Raw genomic sequence first — 19477 nt, 5'->3', positions numbered from 1 at the left:
ATGTGCAATGTCCACGCAGGTGGGGTTTGTTGGCAAGTCAAGGTCGGGTCAACCCTTCAGGAGCACCAACAGCCGCTCCAGGAAAGCCACTTGGCCGGGAAGAAGCTTGGATTCGGCCACCGCCGGAGTGAACCAGGCCACCTTGTCCAGTTCCGGGAACTCGCCGATCCGCCCCGAGCGCGGCGGCCACTCCATCGTGAAGGTCCCCGGCACCATGAGGGCCGGATCGAGGTCCGCCCGTACCGCCCAGATCGTCACCAGTTTCCCGCTCGGCATCCGGATCTCGCCCAGGGGCAGGTACGGGCCGTCCGGGGGCGGCAGACCGATCTCCTCGGTGAACTCCCGGCGGGCCGCGTCGCGCGGGGTCTCGTCCGGGCCGTACTCGCCCTTGGGGATCGCCCAGGTGCCGGCGTCGCCGCGCCGGTCCCACAGCGGCCCGCCCATGTGGCCGAGCAGGACCTCGATGTCGGTCTCCTCTTCGCCGGCCCGACGGAAGAGGAGCAGGCCGGCGCTGCGTTTCTGTGCCATGCCGGTATGTATGCCCCGCGGACGGGACGCCGGCACCGCCGGACCGTCAGTGGTCGTGCGGGCCCTCGCGGTGGACCGGACCGTGCGCGTCCGCACAGTGCGAGTCGCCCGCCGGGACCTGGCCCGGCCCCCGCCCGACCGAGAGCAACTCGTCCTGCGTGTGATCCACCTGGAGGGTGGTGTGCGTGATCCCGTACTCCTTCTCCAGCAGCCCCTCCAGGTCACGGCGCACCGCGTGGCAGTCGCCCGCCGGTTCCACCAGGACGTGCGCGGAGAGCGCCGCCTGACCGGAGGTGATGGTCCAGATGTGCAGGTCGTGGACCTCGGTCACCGGCGGGTGCCCGACGAGCCGATCGCCGACCGCGTCCGGATCCGTGTCGGCCGGGGCGGCCTCCAGGAAGATCCGACCGGACTCGCGGACCAGCCCGTAGCCCGCCTTCACCATCAGCGCCACCACCACGAGCGAGGCGATCGCGTCGGCCTGCACGAACCCGGTGGTGAGCACGATCAGGCCGGCCACGGCGGTGCCGATGAAGGCGAACAGGTCGTTCAGCACGTGCTGATAGGCGCCCTCCACCGCGAGGGAGGAGCGGTTCGCCTTCGAGATGCACCAGGCCGCCACCACGTTCACGACGATCCCCGCCAGCGCCGTCACGAGGACGAGCCCACCCTCCACGGGCGGCGGGTCGAGGAGCCTGCGGACCGCCTCGTACGCCAACCAGAGGGCCAACAGGAGCAGGGTGAGGCCGTTGGCCTGGGCGGAGAGTATCTCGGCGCGCTTGAGGCCGTACGTGAACCCACCGCGCGCCGGACGGGCGGCGAGTCGCATCGCGATCAGCGCGAGGACGATCGAGACGGCGTCCGTCAGCATGTGCGCGGCGTCGGAGATCAGCGCCAGGGAGTGCGCCATGACGCCGACGACCACCTCGACGGCCATGAAGCCCGCGATCAGCGCGAGGGCGATTCCCAGCCAGCGGCGGTCGGCGTTCGGGTCGACCCCGTGGCCGTGGCCGCCGTGGCCGTGGGCCCCGTGGCCGTGGGTGTGATCCTTCGCGTGATCGTGCCCGGTCATCGCAATCCCCCGTCTGTTCGGTTCCGACGCGTGAAGTGAAGCGCACCTTTCGAAGATGGGCAAAGGCTGCAACGGGGACCGTTGTCATTACCCATAAGGCGGCTCTGACCTGCGGTTATGCCGAGTCGGTCGGATCGTGGGAAAATCTGACCATGGTCCAGCGCCCCGGTGTGCCGACCGCGCCCGAACTCGTTGTGGAAACGACCGGGGGCTCCACCGCGTTGAGCCCGGTCCGCACCTACCACGTCGGTCGGGACCCCCTCTGCGAGATCTGCCTCGACGACGCCCGCGTCTCCTGGCACCACGCCGTCCTGCGCGCCGAGGGCGACCACTGGACCGTCGAGGACGAGAACAGCACCAACGGCACCTGGGCCGACGGGCGCCGCGTCCACGCGTGGAACGTCGGCGCCGGCAGCGAACTGCGCTTCGGCAGCGTCGACGACGGCCCGCGCGCCCTCCTGCTCGGACCCGCGCCGTCCACGACGCCAGCCGAGCGTGCGATGCCCCCCGAGGCCGCCGCCGCTTCTGCGGTCACCCCGGAGGCCGCCGCCCCTCCCGCGGCCACTCCCGAGGCTGACGCGCCCGCGGTCACCCCCGAGGCCGCCGCCGCGCCTTCGGTCACCCCGGAGGCCGCCGCGCCGCCCGCGCCCGCGGCCGCCCCCGCGCCGTCCGCCACCCCCGCCTGGCCGGCGGCGCATGTGGCGTCCACCGGGTCCGCCGGCGGGGCCTCGCGGCCGTCCTCCGTGGCGCACCCCGGGCTCACCGGCACCTTCGCCCGGCCGACCTCGGTCCGCCCGCTGCCCGCGCGGACCGCCGTACGCATCGGGCGCGCCGACGACAACGACCTCGTCGTGGACGACCTCGTCGTCTCCCGGCGCCACGCCGAACTGCGGGCGCTCGCGGACGGCACCCACGAGATCGTCGACCTCGCCAGCCACAACGGGACCTACCTCAACGGCGCCCGCGTCGAGCGCGCGCCGATCGCCGAGGGGGACGTCGTCGGCATCGGCCACACCGCCTTCTGCCTGGTCGGCGACCAACTCCAGGAGTACGTGGACACCGGTGAGGTCTCCCTCGACGTCCAGGACCTCGCCGTCGCGGTCGACCACGGCCGCAAGGTCCTGCTCGACCACGTCTCCTTCCCCGTCGGCGCCAAATGCCTGCTCGCCGTCGTGGGCCCCAGCGGAGCCGGCAAGTCCACCCTGCTCGGCGCCCTCACCGGCCTGCGCCCCGCCGACCAGGGAACCGTCCTGTACGACGGGCGCGACCTCTACCGCGACTACGCCGAACTCCGCAGCCGCATCGGCCTCGTGCCGCAGGACGACATCCTGCACGCCCAACTCACGGTGCGCCGCGCCCTGACCTACGCCGCCGAACTGCGCTTCCCGCAGGACACCGAGAAGGCGGAACGCCAGGCGCGGGTGGACGAGGTGATCGGCGAGCTCGGCCTCGGGCAGCGCGCCGACCAGCCCATTCACAGCCTCTCCGGCGGCCAGCGCAAGCGGGTGTCCGTCGCCCTGGAACTCCTGACCAAACCCTCCCTGCTCTTCCTCGACGAACCCACCTCGGGTCTCGACCCCGGGATGGACCGTTCCGTGATGCACATGCTGCGCGGCCTCGCCGACGACGGTCGCACCGTCATCGTGGTCACCCACAGCGTGCTCAGCCTCGACGTCTGCGACCGGCTGCTCGTACTCGCCCCCGGCGGGCGCGTCGCCTACTTCGGACCGCCCGACGAGACCCTCGCCTTCTTCGGCTACGACCAGTGGCCCGAGGCCTTCGAGGCCTTCGAGAACGAACAGGACCGCGACTGGGCCGCCGAGTACGCGGCCTCCCCCCTGCACCGCAGGTACGTGCGCGGGGCCGCCTCCCAGCCCCCGGCCGCGGCCGGCAGGACCGGACCGGCCGGCTTCGTCGCCCCTCCGCCCAAGGCGCAGAGCTGGGGCTCCCAGCTCTCCACTCTGATCCGGCGGTACGCCGCGGCGCTGAGCGCGGACCGCACCTTCCTCGCCATCATGATCGCGCTGCCGTTCGTGATGGGCGCCATGGCCCGCGCCCTGGCCGGGAGCACCCTCACCCTGGAGACGGCGATCAACGCCCTGCTCATCCTGTGCGTGGGCGGCGTGCTCACCGGCGCCGCCAACGCGGTGCGCGAGCTGGTCAAGGAACGGACCATCTACCAGCGCGAACGCGCGGTGGGGCTGTCCCGCTCCGCCTACCTGATGTCCAAAGTGGTGGTCCTCGGCGCGATCACCGTGGCCCAGGCCGTCGTGCTGACGCTCGTGGCCCTGCTCGGCGTGAACCTCGGCGCCCCCGACGGCAAGGGCGTCCTCATGCCACCGCTGATCGAGATCACCCTCGCCGTCGCCCTGCTGTCGTTCACCGCGATGATGCTCGGCCTGCTGGTCTCCGCCCTGGTCAGGAAGGAGGAGGTCACCATGCCGCTGCTGGTCCTCCTCGCCATCGTCCAGGTGGTCTTCTGCGGGGCGCTCCTGCAACTGGACGGGGTACCGGTGATCCAACAACTGTCCTGGCTGGTCCCCTCCCGCTGGGCACTCGGCGCGATGGCGGGCACCATCGACCTGGGCGCGATCGTGCCCGGTCCCCTCACCGACGACCCGCTGTTCGCCCACTCCGTCGGCGTGTGGCTGCTGAACCTCGGGATGCTGGTCGCGCTGTCCGTGCTGTTCGGCGTACTCGTCTCCCGACTGCTGCGCCGGCACGAACCCGCCATCATGCGGAAGTAGGCCGCGTGACGAGCCCCGAAGGCGTCGCCGACTTCCGGCCCACCCACGTCGTGCCCCGAGAAGGGCTGCCCGCCTGGGAGGAACCGGACGTCTCGCGGCCCGCCGCCGCCCTGGACGCCTTCCTGCCCGTGCAACTCCTGGCCCGGCGCGGCGAATGGGCGGAGATCCTCTGCGCCAACGGCTGGTCCGCCTGGGTGGACGGCCGGCTGCTCGTCGTGGTCCCGCGGCCGCCGCCCACGGCGGGACGCCCCCTGTCCCGCAGCGAGGACCCCCGACCCCTGCTCGCCCGCGGCGCCGAAGCCCTGGAGCGCTATCGCCGGGCCGTCGACGAACTCGCCTCGGGCCGGATCGACCCCGACGGCTTCCGGCGCGCCACCCGGGACCTGCGGACCGGGGTGGTCCTCGACGGGGCCGAGATCTGGCTCTACGACGAGGCCGCCGGGCGGTGGACGTACGGCGACGGGACCCGGCCGGCGACCTACGCGGTCGTCGCGGAACCGGGCGCCGCCCCCGGGCCGCAGCCGCCGGTCGACGCCCCGGAACCCGGCGGACGGACGCCCGCCGGGACCCCACCCCCTCACGGGACCGTGGCCGACGACGGGGCGGGCGAGGCGCCCCCCGGGCCGGCGGACGGGCACGAGCCGACGCGGATCGTCGAGACGCCCGGGGGCGGTGGCACGTGATGCCCGCCGCGGGGGCCCCGGGAGGCCGACCGGCCGAGCCGGGGACGCGGATCGCCGGATACCTGTTGGAGGGCGAGATCGGGCGCGGCGGCATGGCCGTCGTCTACCGGGCGCGGGACCTGCGCCTGGACCGCGTCGTGGCCCTGAAGCTGCTGGCCCCCGAGTTGGCCCGCAACGACACGTTCCGGCAGCGGTTCGCGCACGAGTCGAGGGTGGCGGCGTCCATCGACCACCCGCACATCGTGCCGGTCTTCGAGGCGGGCGAGGCCGACGGTCTGCTGTACATCGCGATGCGCCACGTCGCCGGGCAGGACCTGCGGGCGATGCTCGACCGCACCGGTCCGCTGCCGGTGGCGACGGCCGCGCGGATCGCGGGGCAGGTGGCCTCGGCCCTGGACGCGGCCCACGACCACGACCTGGTCCACCGGGACGTCAAACCCGGCAACATCCTGGTCGCGGCGGGCACCGACAGCGAGCACCCCGAACACGTCTACCTGACGGACTTCGGACTGACGAAGAAATCCCTGTCACTGACCGGGTTCACGAGCGTCGGACAGTTCGTCGGGACGTTGGACTACGTGGCGCCGGAACAGATCTCCGGGAAGCCGGTGGACGGACGGTGCGACGTCTACGGCCTGGGGTGCGTCGTCCACGAGATGCTGGCCGGCGGCCCACCGTTCCGGCGGGACGACGACATGGCCCTCCTCTGGGCCCACCAGTACGACCCGCCGCCGCCGGTGAGCGCGGAGCGGCCGGACCTCTCGGCGGCGGTGGACGGGGTGCTGGCCAAGGCCCTGGCCAAGTCACCGGAGGAACGCTGGCGCACCTGCCTGGAGTTCACCGGGGCGCTGCGCCGGGCGGGGGAGGAACCGCCGACGGACGGCCGGCGCCCGCCCACCGGGACGACGCCGGCCCCGCCGCCCGACGACGCCGCGGCGCCGGTCGAGCCGGGACCGGCGCCCCCGCCGCCGCGTTGGGCGCTGCCGGTCTTCCGGTCGCGGGGCCGGGATTGAAACCGTCGACCGGCCCCCGCGCCCGTGCGGACCGGCGATGCCCCGACAAACCGGCCTCCCGCTCTTCACCCGTACGGCCCATCGGTTCCCGGGATCGGGGTCGCTGCCCCGCGGGATCAGGGTTGCCGCACCCGGCCGCGGCGGCGCAGCGGCCGGGCCACCAGAGCGCCGAGGAAGCCCGCCACGGCGCCCCACAGGAGGGCCAGGCCGACATTGCGCCACAGGTGCGGGGTGAGATCGACCTTGCCCCCGAGACCACCCGCGTCGCCGATCCCGAGCAGCGACAGACCGAACTCGGCCTGGACGGAGGCCGTCAGGCACACCGACAGGGTGGCCAGCGCCAGGGCCACCGCCAAGTGCAGCGCGTGCTGCCGGGCCCGCACGTGCGCGGGGGAGCGCACGGCCGCCAGCACCCCGGTGCCCAGCAGCAGGACGGCCGCCACCGGAACCAGCCACCATGCCCGGGAGTCGTGCCCCGCGAGCGAGGCGACGTCCACCGCGGACAGGTCGGGGCCGCGCAGCACCTGGTCCAGCAACTGCGGCATCGGCAGCCCGAACGGCCCCTCCACACGGCCCTCCCAGGACCCGCCGAAGCCCAGCGTCAGCGCGAGCCACGCCAGGTTCGGCAGGCCCAGCAGGATCACCGCGAACGTCTGCGCGGCATGCCCCCGGGTGGCCGCCACCACCAGGCCGGCGACCGCGCCGAGGGCCACGTACGTCAGCAGCAGCACGACCGTGGCGAAGGCGGCCGGGCGCACCGCCGTGTGGAAGCGGACCAGGGCGGCGGGCAGCGGCGCGCGCCGGGAGACGAGCAGGGTGATCGCCAACAGGCCCAGGATCCAGAGCAGTCCGAAGAACAGCGTGGCCGGCAGCTCGGCGCGGAAGCCCACCGTAGGGGCGGCGTCGAGGAGTTCGCCGATCTCCCCGACGGGGGAGTCGCCGGTGGAGATCCCGAAGTCCCGCCGGGCGAGCAGCGCGACGCCGACGAGTACGAGCAGCCACAGCACCACCAACGGCACGACCCGTCCGAGCAGTTCGCGCGGGTGGGCCACCGCCCGGTTGTGCAGGGGGCGCAGGAAGCACAGGCCGACGGTCAGGGCGCCGGCCAGGGTCACCGAGAGGGGGAGCACGGACAGGCTCACGTCGGCCTCGGCCAGGAAGCCGGCGCCGCCGGACACCCCGACCGAGCCGCCTGCCGCCATCACGACCACGGCGGCCACCACGTGGGGGAACGCGCCCCCCGGAAGGTCACCCGCACCCGCGCAGGCCAGTCCCGCCGCGGCGATCACGATCATCACCGCGAATCCCGCCACGACGGCGACGAGGGCGTCACGCCAAGCCCGCGCGGAGCCACCGGAGGTCGTTGCTGACGTTCGGCTCACCCGACAACGGTAGGCACCCTCGGCTTGCGGCCACCACCCGGACGCCCCACACAATGGTCCGCAGGAGCGCAAGAAATCCGGAGATTTCCGTACACCGTCACGGAACGTCCACCCCGGAACCGGAACTCCTCCGCCTGGAAGAAGAGCCCGTGACCACGCAACCCTCCGGCCAGGAACCGCCGCTGCCCCCGCGGTCGTCACCGTCGCCGTCCGAGCGCCCGTCCGGTCCCCCTTCCGGCCCCCTCTCGGGCGGGCGGCGGGGAGGACCGCCCGAACCACCGCCCGGAGGGCCCGCCGGCCCCGCCGGTCCCGCGCCCACCGGCCCGTCCGGCAAGGGCCCGTGGTGGCGTTCCGGACCCCGGTTGGCCGCGGCGGTCGTAGCCCTGGCGGCCGTCGTGGCGCTGGTCGTGGTGCTCACCCGGCCGAGCGGCACGCCCTCCTCCACCCGGGCCGGCGGTGGAGAGGTCTTCCTCCAGCCGGCCTCCGCCACGGGTCCCGCCCCGTTCACCGAGTCCACGGCGGCCGAGGAGGCCGCACCGCCGGCGCAGAGCCCGCCGCCGTCGGCGAGCGACAGCGCGCCGGCGACCGGCGCGACGGTCACGCGCAGCGTCAGCGGCGCCGCACCCGGGCTGTACGGGGGCACCCGGAACACCGCCAGTTGTGACGTCGGGAAGCAGATCACGGCGCTGACCGGGCAACCGGCCAAGAACACCGCCTTCGCGTCCGCCCTCGGGATCCGACCCGAGGCCGTACCGGACTACCTGCGCTCCCTGACCCCCCTCCGGCTGCGCGCGGACACCCGGGTCACCAACCACGGCTACCGCGACGGCACGGCCACCCCCTATCAGGCGGTGCTCCAGGCCGGGACGGCCGTGCTCGTGGACGACCGCGGGGTACCGCGCGTGCGCTGTGCCTGCGGCAATCCGCTCGGTGAGCCGGTCGCGTCGCGGGCCGACGCGAAGCGCACCGGCCAGTCGTGGCCCGCGTACCGGCCGCAGCGGGTGGTGGTCGTCGCCCCCTCGACGAAGGTCGTGAACACCTTCGTGATCTACGACCACCACGACGGGACCTGGTACGGACGGGACCGCGCCGACCACGACGGCGAGCGCGACAAGCCGGTGCCCCCGCCGGCGACCCCCACCCCGACGGGCACCACGCCCCCGGACACCACCGCGCCCCCGGGGAGCGGCTCGCCGACGGTCGACGACACCGGGAGGACCACCGACACCCCGACGCGGTCTCCGGGCGACACCCCCGGTGTCACCCCGTCCGACAGCCCCGCGGAGTCCTCCGCGCGGCCCCCGGGGCGGTCCCCGCAGGACCCCGCCTCGGATTCGCCCGCCGGCTCCACCCCGAGCGACTCGGCCCCGGGCGACTCCACTCCGAGTGATTCGACCCCGAGCGACGCCCCGGCGGATTCCCCGCCCGCCCGCATCGCCCCGTCGGACAGCCCGCCGCTCACGCCGTCCTCGCCGGCGCCCCCCTCGGACGCCGGTCCCCGTACGCCGTGACCGCGCGCCCCGGACCGGGAAGAGTGAGACCCTGGCTGCATGGACCAGCGGGGAAAGACGACCCCCGAGGTCGACTGGCCCGCGCGGCCCGACACGAGTCTCGCGCTCAACCGCATGGGCACCTTCGACTGGGACCTCGACAGCGGACAGATGCACTTGGACGCAACCGCCCTCGAGGTCCTCGACTTGCGTCCGGAGGAGTTCGACGGGACCCCCGCCGGACTGCGCGACCGGCTCGCACCCGGGGAGGAGACGCGGATCGACGCGCGCGTCGCCCAGGCGCTGAAGGACGGCCGCAGCCACTACGGGGCGTACTTCCGCACCCGCGGGCGCGACGGAGCCACCGGCTGGACCCACATCCAGGGCCACATCCTGCGGGACCCGCGCGACGGCCGTCCGTACCGCGTCATCGGGATCCTCCGCGACGCCGCCCACGACCCGGTCGAGCCGGGAGCCGCCGGGGAACGCAACGAGGGCCGCCGCCGGATGACCGGCGTCGTCGAACGGACCACCGCGATCCTCGCGCACGCGCGCACGGTCAACGACGTGACCGACGTGCTCAAGGACCCCGAGGCCCTCGGGCACCTCGGAGCCGTCAGCGTGATGCTCGGCGTCGTCGACGGCGCCCGGGTCCACCTGGTCGCCGAAGGACAGCTCGGCTCCTACGTGCCCGAGATCGAGTACACCCGCATCGACGCGCGACTGCCGATGAGCGAGGCCGTACGCACCCTCCAGGCGGTCTACATCGCCTCCCGCGAGGAGTTCCAGGGGCGCTACCCGCAGTTGTGGCCGTACATCGAACCGCTCGACGTGCGCAGCGGGGTGTACCTGCCCCTGATCGCCCAGGGCCGTCCCGTGGGCGCGCTCGGGCTGCTCTACGGCCGGGACGGGGACTTCACCGCGGAGGAACGCAACCTGCTGGTGGCCCTGGGCAGTGGCATCGCGCAGAGCCTTCAGCGGGCCATCCTCTTCGAGCAGGAACACGATCTCGCGGAGGGACTCCAGCGGGCCATGTTGCCGCGCCGCATCCCGGAGGTGCCGGGCGCGCAGATCGCCGTACGGTACCGGGCGGCCGGGATGGGCCGGGACATCGGCGGCGACTGGTACGACGTGATCCCCCTCGGTGAGGGCCGGGTCGGGGTGATGATCGGGGACGTGGAGGGCCACGACACCGACGCGGCGGCCGTCATGGGCCAGTTGCGGATCGTCCTGCGGGCCTACATCGCCGAGGGGCACACGCCCGGCACGGCGATGGCGCGGGCCTCGACCTTCCTGCGGGAGCTGGCGACGGAACGGTTCGCCACCTGCACCTACGGCGAAGTGGACCTGAACACCGGCATGCTGCACCTCGTCCGGGCCGGCCACCTCGACCCGGTCGTGCGGCGCGGCGACGGCAGTTGTCACCGGATCCAGGTGGCCGGCGGCCTGCCACTCGGACTGCCCGCCCGCGACGAGCCGGGGACCGGCACCGGGTACCCCGTGACCAGCGTCGAACTGCACCCCGGCGACACGCTGCTGCTCTGCACGGACGGCCTGACGGAACGTCGCGGCGTCGGCCGCGACTCCGGGCTGCGGGAGGTCATGGACGCGGTCCGGGCCGGCCCGGTCGAGGTCGAGCCGCTCGCCGACGTGCTGTGCGACCTCGTCGGGGACGCGGGCGCCGGGGACGACATGGCCCTGCTCCTGCTGCGCCGCCGAGGGACCCCCGCCCCGCGCGGCGGCGGCCCGTTGCGCCACGAACTCAGGCCCGGCGACCCGGACGGCCCCGCGCTGGCCCGGCACCTGATCCGGGCTGCGGTGGCCGCCTGGGGCGCCCGGGACCGGGCGGACGAGATCGAGCTGGCCGCCGACGAGCTGATGGCGAACGTCCTGGTGCACACCGACGGCGGCGGGCACGTCAGCCTGCGGCTGACCGCGGAGGGGCGGATCCGCATCGATGTCGAGGACTCCAGCAGCGCCCTGCCGCACCGGCGCGAGGCGGGCGACTGGGCGGTCTCCGGCCGCGGTCTGCTGTTGGTGGACCGGCTCGCCGACGACTGGGGGGTGGAACCCCGCGGCGGCGGCAAGTGCGTGTGGTGCGAGTTCCTCGTCCCCGGACGGGCCGCGTAGCGGTACCCGCCGCCCGGCCCGGCGCGGCGAACGGCTGAACACGCGGCGACGGCTGCACACGCGGCGAATGGCTGAACACGCCGCTCCCCGCCCGGGTCGTGCTCCCGTGCCCGCGCGGACCCGCGAAATCCTTCCCGGGTGTCGATCCCCCGGCCGCCCCTGGCGGCCCTGCTCGCCCCGCTCCTCTGCGGCGCCCTGCTCGCCGGGCCGTCGACGGCGCTCGCCGCGGAGGGCGACGACGGCGTCGAGACCGCCCGCACCTCCCGTCCGGTCGCTCCCGGGGTGCGGTTGGAGTCGTACGACCGGCTGGAGAGCGACCGTTGGCTGCGGATCGACGAACTCGTCGTCGACCTCGCCGCGTCCGGCGGGGTACGGGCCGAGTACCTGGGCGGGCGCGGAACCGAGACGGTCGCCGAGGCCGTCGCCCACCACCCGGTCGGGCCGGGGCGCCGTGTCGTCGGGGCCGTCAACGGGGACTTCTTCGACATCCGGCGCACCGGAGCCCCCCTCGGCCCCGGCGTGCGGGCCGGTCGGCTGCTGCACTCCGCGTCGCCCGGCGCCGGCGCCGCCGTCGGTTTCGCCCCCGACGGCAGCGGCCGCGTCCTGCGCCTGGCCCTCACCGGGAGCATCACCCTGCCCGGCGGCGCGGTCCGCACCCCGGCCGGCTACAACGCCGCCCACCCGCCCGCGGAGGGCTTTACCGTGTACACCGCCGACTGGCCCGGCTCCGTACTCCCCGTCACCGGCCCGGCGGTGGAACTGCGCGACGGCCGCGTCGCCCTCGCGGCCACGGCCGTCCGACGTCCGGCGCGCCGGGAACGCCCCGCCCCCGGCACCACGCTGCTGGTCGCCTCCGGGGCGGCGGCGGCCGAACTCGCCGCCCTGCGCGTCGGGGACCCCGTGGCCGTCACCGCCGCGCCGCTGCCGGATTCCGGACCGGCGCCCCTGGCGGCCGTCGGCGGACGTGAATCCCTCGTCGTGGCCGGCGTCCCGCAGAACCACGACGGCGAGCCGAACAACACCGCCGCCCCGCGCACGGCCGTCGGACTCTCCCGGGACGGCCGGTCGTTGCGCCTGGTCACCGTGGACGGCCGGATGCCGGCCAGCGGCGGGCTCACCCTCACCGGGCTCGGCCGCCTGATGCGCCGGCTCGGCTCCCACGAGGCGCTCAACCTGGACGGCGGCGGCTCCTCGACCCTCCTCGCCGCACTCGCCGGGGCGGCCGCCCCGACCCTGGAGAACACCCCGTCGGACGGCGCGCCCCGGCCGGTCCCCAACGGGCTCGCGCTCACCGCCCCGACGGGCTCCGGGCGGCTGGCCGGCCACCGGATCGAGGCCGCCGGCGGCGCCACCCGCCTCTTCCCCGGGCTGACCCGCACCCTGACCGCCACCGGCCACGACTCCGCGCTCGGCCCGGCCGCCGGCGCACCGTCCTGGTCGGCGCAGGGCGCCGGCCGGATCGGCCCCGACGGAGTCCTGCGCGGGTCACGGCCGGGGACCGTCACCGTACGGGCGGGCGCGGTCCCGGCCGAACCGGGTTCCGCAGAGGGCGCGTTGGTCCTTGAGGTGCTCGGACCGCTGACCCGCGTCCGCCCGACCCGGGACCGGATCGGGCTCGCCGACCGGACACAGAGCGCCCGCTTCGACCTGACCGGGTACGACGCCCAGGGCCGGGCGACCACCGTCGAACCCCGGGACACGGCCCTGCGGTACGACCGCTCCCACTGGCGGGTCGCCCACGACGGGCGGGGCGGCTTCACCGTGCGGGCGCTGGTCGCGCGGGCCACCGGGCGGCTGCGCGTCACCGTCCCGGCCACCGGCGCGACCGCCGAACTGGCCCTCGGGGCGGGGCTGGACGCGCTGCCCCTGGCCGACCTGGAGGACGCCGGCCGCTGGACGGGCGCGGGTGCGGCCGCCGCCCCGGGCGAGGGCCGGCCGGGGACCGGGATCGCCCTGACCCTGCCCGGCCCCGCCGCCCCGGCCGTCACCGCCACCGCCCCCCGCCCGATCCGCCTGCCGGAGCAGGCCCGTTCGGTGTCCCTCTGGGTCGCCGGAGACGGGTCCGGGGCACGACCGGCGGTGCACCTGAGCGACGGGAACGGGGCCGGCCTCACCCTGCGCGGGCCGGCCGGGGACCGGTCCGGCTGGCACCGGATCACCCTGCCGCTGCCGGCGACGGCCGAGCCACCGCTGCGCCTCACCGGCTTGTCGGCGACCGGGGGGAGCGGCCCGGCCCGGCTGTTGCTGGACACGCTGACCGCCGAGACCCCGCCGACCGGGCCCGCCCCGACCGCCACCCTCCCCCCGGACCCGGTCGTGTCGACGCCCGCCGGGGTGGGGGCGCGGCCCTGGCGGTTCGCGGTCTCGTCGGACGGGCGGCCACCGGGCCGCGGGGTGGACTTCGTACTGGGTCGGGCGGCCGGCCCGCCGGGCTTCACGCACCGGGGCGTGCGCTTCGTGCCGCTCGACGGTCGTCGTCGTACCCTCGACGCGGGGGGCGGCCTGGACCGGATGCGGGCCCTCGCCGAAGCGTTGACGGCCGCCGGCCGGGAGCCGGGCACGGGCGCGGTGGCCGTCGTGCAGCGGTACGCGCCGGGCGTCGTCGACCGGACGGAAGCCGCCCTGCTGACCCGGCGACTCGCCGAGTTCCGGCGCACGACCGGCAAGCGCGCCGCCCTGTTCACCCTCGACGCCCCCCGCTTCACGGCCGGTCGCACCGAGGGCGTGCCGACCGTCGCGGTCGGACGCGCCGGCCGGACCCTGATCGGGGTGGACGCCTTCGCCGCGGGGGAGTGGCTGTCGGTCCTGCCCGGGACGGCGACAGCGCGCTGACGCGGGCGCCGCTCAGAGCGACACCAGGGTGATCTCCGTGGCCTTGACGCTGCACCAGACACCGGCTCCGTCGACGATGCCCAGTTCGACGGCCGCCTCCGGGGTGATCTCCGCGACCAGATCGGGCACTTCGACCGAGGCGACCAGCACGCGCAGTCGGCTGCCGGTCGCGGTGATCTCCCGTACGGTCCCGGGCCAGACGTTGCGCGCGCTTCCGCTCGGGCGGTCCCGGTGCAGTGACACGGCCTCCGGGGCGATGATCGCGAGCGCCGACGCCCCCTCGGGCTGTATCTCCGGCACCACCAGCCGGCCGCCTCCGGCGAGGGCCAGCCCGTGGGCGGTGGTGGTGCCGGGCCAGGCGTTGCGGCCGAGCATGCGGGCGACCCAGGGACTGCGGGGGTGGCGGGTGACCTCGGCGGGCGGGGCGTCCTGGAGGGTGTGGCCGTCGGAGAGCACGAGGACGCGGTCGGCCAGCGACACCGCCTCGACGGGATCGTGGGTGACGATCAGACAGACGCCGCCGAAGCCGGCGAGGTGGGTGCGCAGGGTGTGGCGGACACGGGCTCGGGTGGTCTGGTCGAGGGCGGCGAGCGGTTCGTCGAGGAGGAGGAGCCGGGGTCGGGTGGCGAGGGCGCGGGCGAGGGCCACGCGTTGGGCCTGGCCGCCGGAGAGCTGGGCGGGTTTGCGGTGGGCCAGGTGGCCGACGCCGAGACGGTCGAGCCATTGCCGTGCCTCCGCGCGGGCGCGCGCCCGGGGGGTGCCGTGGGCGCGGAGTCCGTACGCCGTGTTGGACAGTGCGGTGAGGTGCGGGAAGAGGGCGCCGTTCTGGGGGACCCACGCGACGTGCCGTCTGTGCGGGGGCAGGGCGGTGACGTCGGTGTCGCCGAGGGTGAGTCGGGCGTGGGCGCGGGGGGTCAGGCCCAGGAGCGCGCGCAGCAGGGTGGTCTTCCCGGCGCCGTTCTCGCCGACGACGGCGATGGTGGTGCCGGGTTCGGCGTCGAGGGTCAGCCGGTTGAAGCCGGTCACCTCGGCGTGCAACGACCAGCGGCCTTCGTCGTGGGCGGCGGCCGGCGCCTCGGCGACGCCGGCCGCGCGGGGGTCCTCGGGCGCCGTCGGGGTCTCGGCGCCCTTGCGGGCGACGGGAGTTCCCGTCCACCGCCCGCGCAGGGCGATCAGTACGCCCATGGCGATCGCGAGGAGCAGCAGCGACACGGACGTGGCCGCCTCGGGGCTGTCCTGGAGCAGCAGGTAGACCTGGAGCGGCAGGGTCTGGGTCTCTCCGGGCAGGTTCCCGGCGAAGGTGATCGTCGCGCCGAACTCGCCGAGCGCGCGGGCCCAGGTCAGCGCCGCTCCGGCGACCAGGCCGGGGGCCACCATGGGCATGGTCACGGTGAAGAACACCCGGACCGGCGAGGCACCGAGGGAGGACGCGGTCTCCTCGTAGCTCGGCTTCAGCCCGCCGAGCGCCCCCTCCAGGCTGATGACGAGGAAGGGCATCGCGACGAAGGTGGCCGCGACGACGGCGCCGGAGGTGTGGAAGGGCAGCGTGATGCCGAAGGTGCCCTCCAACCAGGGCCCGAGGAGCCCGCGCCGGCCGAAGCCCAGCAGCAGGGCCACACCGCCGACGGTCGGCGGCAGCACCATGGGCAGCAGCACCAGCGAACGGACGAACGCCTTCCCCTTGAACTCCACCCGGGCCAGCAGCCAGGCCAGCGGCACCCCGAGGAGCAGCGAGAGACCGAGGGCCCAGAAGGACACGACGAGCGAGAGTTCGAGCGCCTGCACCACGTCGGGGCTGGTCAGATGGGTGGTCAGCTCGCCCCACTGGGTGCGGGTCAGGATGCCGAGGAGGGGCAGCAGCAGGAACGCGACGGCGAGCAGGGCGGGCAGCGCCAAGGCCACGGGCGGCCTGACACGGGTACGGACTCTGGTCATGTGGGGTTCCTGGCTGGGGGCTTCGCCGGGTGGGAAGCCTACGGCGACGGCGGCGGACGGCGCGGGAGGGTCGTACGACACGCGGACGGGACAAGCCGAGAGGGGCCGCCCGTCCCCCCGGACCGGGCAACCCCCCCTCGGCATGCGGGCGCGGGGCCCGTTACGGCTTCTGGAAGCCCGCGTCCTGGAGGATCTTCTGCGCCTCCGGCGTGCTCAGCCACGCGACGAACGCGGCCGCGGCGTCGGCGTTCTTGGAGCCCTTGAGCGAGGCGGCCGGGTAGGAGGCCACGGCGTTCTGGCCGTCCGGGATGTCGACGACGGCGACCTTGTCGCCGGACTTGAGGGTGTCCGTCTTGTAGACGAGACCGGCGTCGGCCTCACCCAGCTCGACCTTGCTCAGCACGGCGCGGACGTTGGGCTCCTGGGAGACCGGCTTCACCTCGACCTTCTGGGCGTCGAGGATCTGCTTGCTGTAGCGGCCGACCGGGACCTCGGGCGCGGCGAGCACGACCTTGATCTTGGTGTCGGCGAGGTCCTTCAGCTCGTCGATCTTGAACGGGTTGCCCTTGACGCTCGCGATGACCAGGCGGTTCTTGGCGATGACGGTCGGGCTGTCGGTCTCGGCCCCGAGGCCGTCCATCGTCTTGGTGTCCGCGGTCACCAGCGCGTCGGCCGGGGCGCCCTGCTTGACCTGGGCGGCGAGCTCCTGCGAACCGGCGAAGGAGAACGTGACCTTCGTGCCCGGGTGCGCCTTCTCGTAGGCGGCGCCGGCGTTCTTGAAGACGTCGGTGAGGGAGGAGGCGGCGAGGACGGTCAGGTTCGCGGCCTTGGGGGCTGCGGACGCCGACGAGGAGGGGGCGGCGCTCGGGGAGGAGGCGGACTCGTCCTTCTTGTCGTCACCGCTGCCGCAGGCGGCGAGTACCGGCATGAGAAGGGCGGTGGTCAGGGCTGCGGCGACGGTACGACGGCGGTTCGGCGTCGGGGACATGGGACAGGAGCTCCTCGGTCGGGTCGGCGGCCGGCCCGGTGCCGGACCGCGTGGTGGTGACCCGCGCCGGTGACGGGCGGAGCGGGTGGGGACGTTCGGTGGTGCTGAGCGGTGGTGCGGGGACCGCTGAACGGCGGCGGGTCGGTTCAGGGACCGTCGTGACCCGTCGCGCGGGAGGGTTCAGGCGCGGTCGATGTGCACACTGGTGGACTTCACGCGGGCGGTGGCCCGCATGCCGACCTCCAGTCCGAGCTCCTCGACGGCCTCACGGGTGAGCAGGGAGACCAGGCGGTGAGGACCCGCCTGGATCTCCACCTGGGCGGCCACGTCGCCGAGCTTGACGGCCGTGACGATGCCCGGGAAGGCGTTGCGCGCGGAGGTGTGGGGCTCCTCGTCCTCGGTGTGGGCTCCCTGGCCCACCTCGACGGAGAAGGCGGCCAGGGCGCGGCCGTCGATCAGGCGACGGCCGCCCTCGTCGCGATGGGTCGCGACCCGGCCGGCGTCGGCCCAGCGGCGCGCCGTGTCCGGGCTGACGCCCAGCAGACGCGCGGCCTGTCCGATGGTGTAGGACTGCATGGGCGACAAGGTAGGGGCACTTGTCCCGCATTTGCAATTCCATTGGGGCGATCTACATGGCAGATGCCATGGCGATTGGTGCTTCTGCCAAAAGTCGTTCCGGCTTTCCCCGACCCGCTCGTTACAGTCGGGGCATGGCTGAAGAGGGATCGGGAACAGTTCGGGTCGACGCGTGGATCTGGGCCGTGCGCCTGACGAAGACCCGCTCGACCGCGGCGACCGCCTGCCGGGCGGGCCATGTGAAGGTCAACGGGGAACGCGCCAAGCCGGCGCAGCCCGTGCGGGTGGGGGACGAGGTGCGGCTCTTCCACGCGGGGCGCGAGCGCGTCGTCGTGGTGCGGCGGACGGTCGCGAAGCGGGTCGGCGCCCCGGTGGCCGCCGAATGCCTCACCGACAACAGCCCGCCGCCGCCCACGCCCGTCGAGGCCGCGGTGGTCGGCATCCGCGACCGGGGCGCGGGGCGCCCGACCAAGCGGGAGCGCCGCGAGATCGAAACCCTGCGCGGTCGCTAGTACCGCGACCCGTCGGAGCGTGCCGGGGGCTCAGGCCTTCCGGTACGCGTACGCCTCCTCGGCCGCGGCCGCCACCGCGTCCAGGGGGGCTCCGGTGGAGGCGGTCACCACCGCCGCCACCGCCCCTTCCAGGAACGGCGCGTCGACCAGTCGGCTGCCCTCCGGCAGTTCCTCGTCCAGCAGCAGCGCCTTGACCGACAGCACCGAGCTGCCGAGGTCCACCAGGACCGCGACGCCCGCCCCCCGGTCCACGGCCCGGGCCGCGGCCACGATCAGCTCCGGGTTCGTGCCCAGGCCGCCGTCGGGGCCGCCGCCCGCCGTGGCCACCAGGGCCGTCGCGCCGCCCGCGGCCAGCCCGGTGGCCAGCGCGGCCACCGACTCCGCGACCTCCTTGCTGTGCGACACCAGGACGATCCCGACCGCCGGCTCGGCGCTCATCCGCGTGCCTCCGCGACCTCGGCCAGCGCCCCCAGCAGCAGCGCGGACGAAGTGGCCCCCGGGTCCTGGTGCCCGATGCTGCGCTCGCCCAGGTAGCTGGCCCTGCCCTTGCGCGCCTGGAGCGGCACCGTCGCCAGCGCCCCGTTCTCCGCCGCCTCGGCGGCCGCGCGGTAGGAGGTGGCGAGCGCCGCCGCCCCCGGCACCAGCGCGTCCAGCATCGTCTTGTCACCGGGCGCCGCCCCGCCGAGCTGGGCCACCGCGCCCACCCCGGCGTACAGGGCCTTGCGCAGTTCGTCGTCGGAGACCTCGGCGGCGTCGCCCAGCTCCTTGCCGGTGCGGCGCAGCAGGGTTCCGTATAGCGGTCCGGACGCGCCGCCGACCGTGGAGATCAGGGTCCGTCCGGCGAGTTGCAGCACCGCGCCCGGTGCCCCGGGGGTCTCGGCCGCGAGGGCCGCCCGTACGGCGACGAACCCCCGCAGGAGGTTGCTGCCGTGGTCGGCGTCCCCGATGGGGGAGTCGAGCTCGGTCAGTCGGTCCGCCTCCCGTTCGACGACGGCCGCGACGGCGTCCATCCAGCGTCGGAAGAAATCTGCGTCACGCACCGGAATCTCCTCGCCTCACGTTCACCGGGGCAGTCCTTCCACCACCCTACGGTCACCCCGCCCCGACGGCCCCGGCACGGCGCGGCCGCTCCCGTGTTGACCAGGGAGGGGCAGCGGACGGAACGGATCTCGCAGGACGTCAACCCGATGATCGGTTGTCATCCGAGAGGAGGAAAGACCAATCCGCCCGCCCGGCGGCGGCGAAGACGGGGTGTGAGCGACAACGGCAGCACCATCGAGCGCGACGCCCTGGCGGCGCCGACAGTCCTGCCGTCCGGAGGTCCCGTCCGGACGGTGGTGACCCGTCGGGGTCTCCCGCCGGCGACGGGGCGTTCCACGCCGGCCCCGGCCGCGGCGGGCCGCCCCGATCGGCCGGGCGTGACACCCACCGTTGCTCCCGGCGGCCCCGGCCGCAGACCCCCCACCGGCCGCGCGAGCCGTCGGCGCCCGGTCGTGGTCCCCGCCGGCTGACCCACCCCGGCGGCCGTGGCCCCACCCCCACAACGCTCCTTCCGTACCACCCCCATGCCTGATTCGCCCCGAAGTACC

15 protein-coding genes are annotated in these 19477 nt (G+C 74.9%); 7 read left to right on the top strand and 8 right to left on the bottom strand.

What is annotated here, in order from left to right:
* Positions 1 to 48 precede the first annotated feature (48 nt).
* Together ACIRO3_RS07705 and ACIRO3_RS07700 are read right to left on the bottom strand one after the other, a co-directional pair.
* Positions 49 to 528, bottom strand: coding sequence for an NUDIX domain-containing protein (locus tag ACIRO3_RS07705; RefSeq protein WP_365996728.1), 480 nt, complete (start codon positions 526 to 528; stop codon positions 49 to 51).
* Between the two features lie 46 nt (positions 529 to 574).
* Complete coding sequence (locus tag ACIRO3_RS07700; protein WP_366146800.1) at positions 575 to 1600, bottom strand: cation diffusion facilitator family transporter; 1026 nt, start codon at positions 1598 to 1600, stop codon at positions 575 to 577.
* A gap of 152 nt (positions 1601 to 1752) precedes the next feature.
* Here ACIRO3_RS07700 and ACIRO3_RS07695 point away from each other — a divergent pair, with 152 nt between their 5' ends.
* Genes ACIRO3_RS07695 through ACIRO3_RS07685 form a run of 3 tightly spaced genes read left to right on the top strand, consistent with a single transcriptional unit; the run spans position 1753 to position 6043 of the window.
* Entirely contained in the window at positions 1753 to 4347 is a 2595-nt protein-coding gene (locus ACIRO3_RS07695) for an FHA domain-containing protein (RefSeq protein WP_404133620.1), read from the top strand.
* 5 nt (positions 4348 to 4352) lie between these two features.
* Entirely contained in the window at positions 4353 to 5030 is a 678-nt protein-coding gene (locus ACIRO3_RS07690; RefSeq protein WP_404133618.1) for a hypothetical protein, read from the top strand.
* Entirely contained in the window at positions 5030 to 6043 is a 1014-nt protein-coding gene (locus ACIRO3_RS07685; RefSeq protein ID WP_404133615.1) for a serine/threonine-protein kinase, read from the top strand. The genes ACIRO3_RS07690 and ACIRO3_RS07685 overlap by 1 nt, the downstream gene beginning before the upstream one ends.
* Positions 6044 to 6159: 116 nt before the next feature.
* Here ACIRO3_RS07685 and ACIRO3_RS07680 read toward each other — a convergent pair whose 3' ends face one another.
* The gene (locus ACIRO3_RS07680; protein ID WP_404133612.1) at positions 6160 to 7425 is read right to left on the bottom strand and encodes a streptophobe family protein; all 1266 of its coding nucleotides are present in this window, start codon (positions 7423 to 7425) and stop codon (positions 6160 to 6162) included.
* A gap of 182 nt (positions 7426 to 7607) precedes the next feature.
* Here ACIRO3_RS07680 and ACIRO3_RS07675 point away from each other — a divergent pair, with 182 nt between their 5' ends.
* The 3 genes from ACIRO3_RS07675 to ACIRO3_RS07665 all read left to right on the top strand — a co-directional run bounded on the left by ACIRO3_RS07675 (position 7608) and on the right by ACIRO3_RS07665 (position 13877).
* Positions 7608 to 8936 (top strand): DUF6777 domain-containing protein, encoded by a 1329-nt coding sequence (locus ACIRO3_RS07675; RefSeq protein ID WP_404134118.1) that lies wholly within the window; start codon positions 7608 to 7610, stop codon positions 8934 to 8936.
* 39 nt (positions 8937 to 8975) lie between these two features.
* Positions 8976 to 11045, top strand: a complete 2070-nt coding sequence (locus ACIRO3_RS07670; protein ID WP_361776462.1) for a SpoIIE family protein phosphatase — start codon at positions 8976 to 8978, stop codon at positions 11043 to 11045.
* A 138-nt stretch (positions 11046 to 11183) separates the two neighbouring features.
* A complete protein-coding gene (locus tag ACIRO3_RS07665) occupies positions 11184 to 13877 on the top strand; it encodes a phosphodiester glycosidase family protein (RefSeq protein ID WP_404133609.1) in 2694 nt (897 codons plus the stop codon).
* Positions 13878 to 13889: 12 nt separating this feature from the next.
* On the opposite strand, the gene ACIRO3_RS07660 is transcribed toward ACIRO3_RS07665, so the two are convergent.
* The 3 genes from ACIRO3_RS07660 to ACIRO3_RS07650 all read right to left on the bottom strand — a co-directional run bounded on the left by ACIRO3_RS07660 (position 13890) and on the right by ACIRO3_RS07650 (position 17376).
* The gene (locus tag ACIRO3_RS07660; RefSeq protein WP_404133606.1) at positions 13890 to 15812 is read right to left on the bottom strand and encodes an ABC transporter permease; all 1923 of its coding nucleotides are present in this window, start codon (positions 15810 to 15812) and stop codon (positions 13890 to 13892) included.
* Between the two features lie 160 nt (positions 15813 to 15972).
* Positions 15973 to 16800 carry a molybdate ABC transporter substrate-binding protein gene (gene modA / locus ACIRO3_RS07655; RefSeq protein ID WP_404133603.1) on the bottom strand — a complete coding sequence of 276 codons (828 nt, stop codon included), beginning with the start codon at positions 16798 to 16800 and terminating at the stop codon, positions 15973 to 15975.
* A gap of 180 nt (positions 16801 to 16980) precedes the next feature.
* Positions 16981 to 17376 (bottom strand): helix-turn-helix transcriptional regulator, encoded by a 396-nt coding sequence (locus ACIRO3_RS07650; RefSeq protein ID WP_361776450.1) that lies wholly within the window; start codon positions 17374 to 17376, stop codon positions 16981 to 16983.
* A 134-nt stretch (positions 17377 to 17510) separates the two neighbouring features.
* Here ACIRO3_RS07650 and ACIRO3_RS07645 point away from each other — a divergent pair, with 134 nt between their 5' ends.
* Positions 17511 to 17888 (top strand): S4 domain-containing protein, encoded by a 378-nt coding sequence (locus ACIRO3_RS07645; RefSeq protein ID WP_361776447.1) that lies wholly within the window; start codon positions 17511 to 17513, stop codon positions 17886 to 17888.
* Positions 17889 to 17918: 30 nt separating this feature from the next.
* Here ACIRO3_RS07645 and ACIRO3_RS07640 read toward each other — a convergent pair whose 3' ends face one another.
* Positions 17919 to 18326, bottom strand: a complete 408-nt coding sequence (locus tag ACIRO3_RS07640) for a PTS fructose transporter subunit IIA (RefSeq protein WP_365996715.1) — start codon at positions 18324 to 18326, stop codon at positions 17919 to 17921.
* Entirely contained in the window at positions 18323 to 18928 is a 606-nt protein-coding gene (gene dhaL / locus ACIRO3_RS07635) for a dihydroxyacetone kinase subunit DhaL (RefSeq protein ID WP_404133599.1), read from the bottom strand. Before dhaL ends, ACIRO3_RS07640 begins: the two co-directional genes overlap by 4 nt.
* Positions 18929 to 19477: the final 549 nt, after the last annotated feature.

The organism is Streptomyces sp. NPDC102278, assembly GCF_044766345.1.
GTDB lineage: Bacteria > Actinomycetota > Actinomycetes > Streptomycetales > Streptomycetaceae > Streptomyces.
Note: the sequence above shows the minus strand (reverse complement) of the source record. Positions and strands in the feature narration are given on the sequence as shown.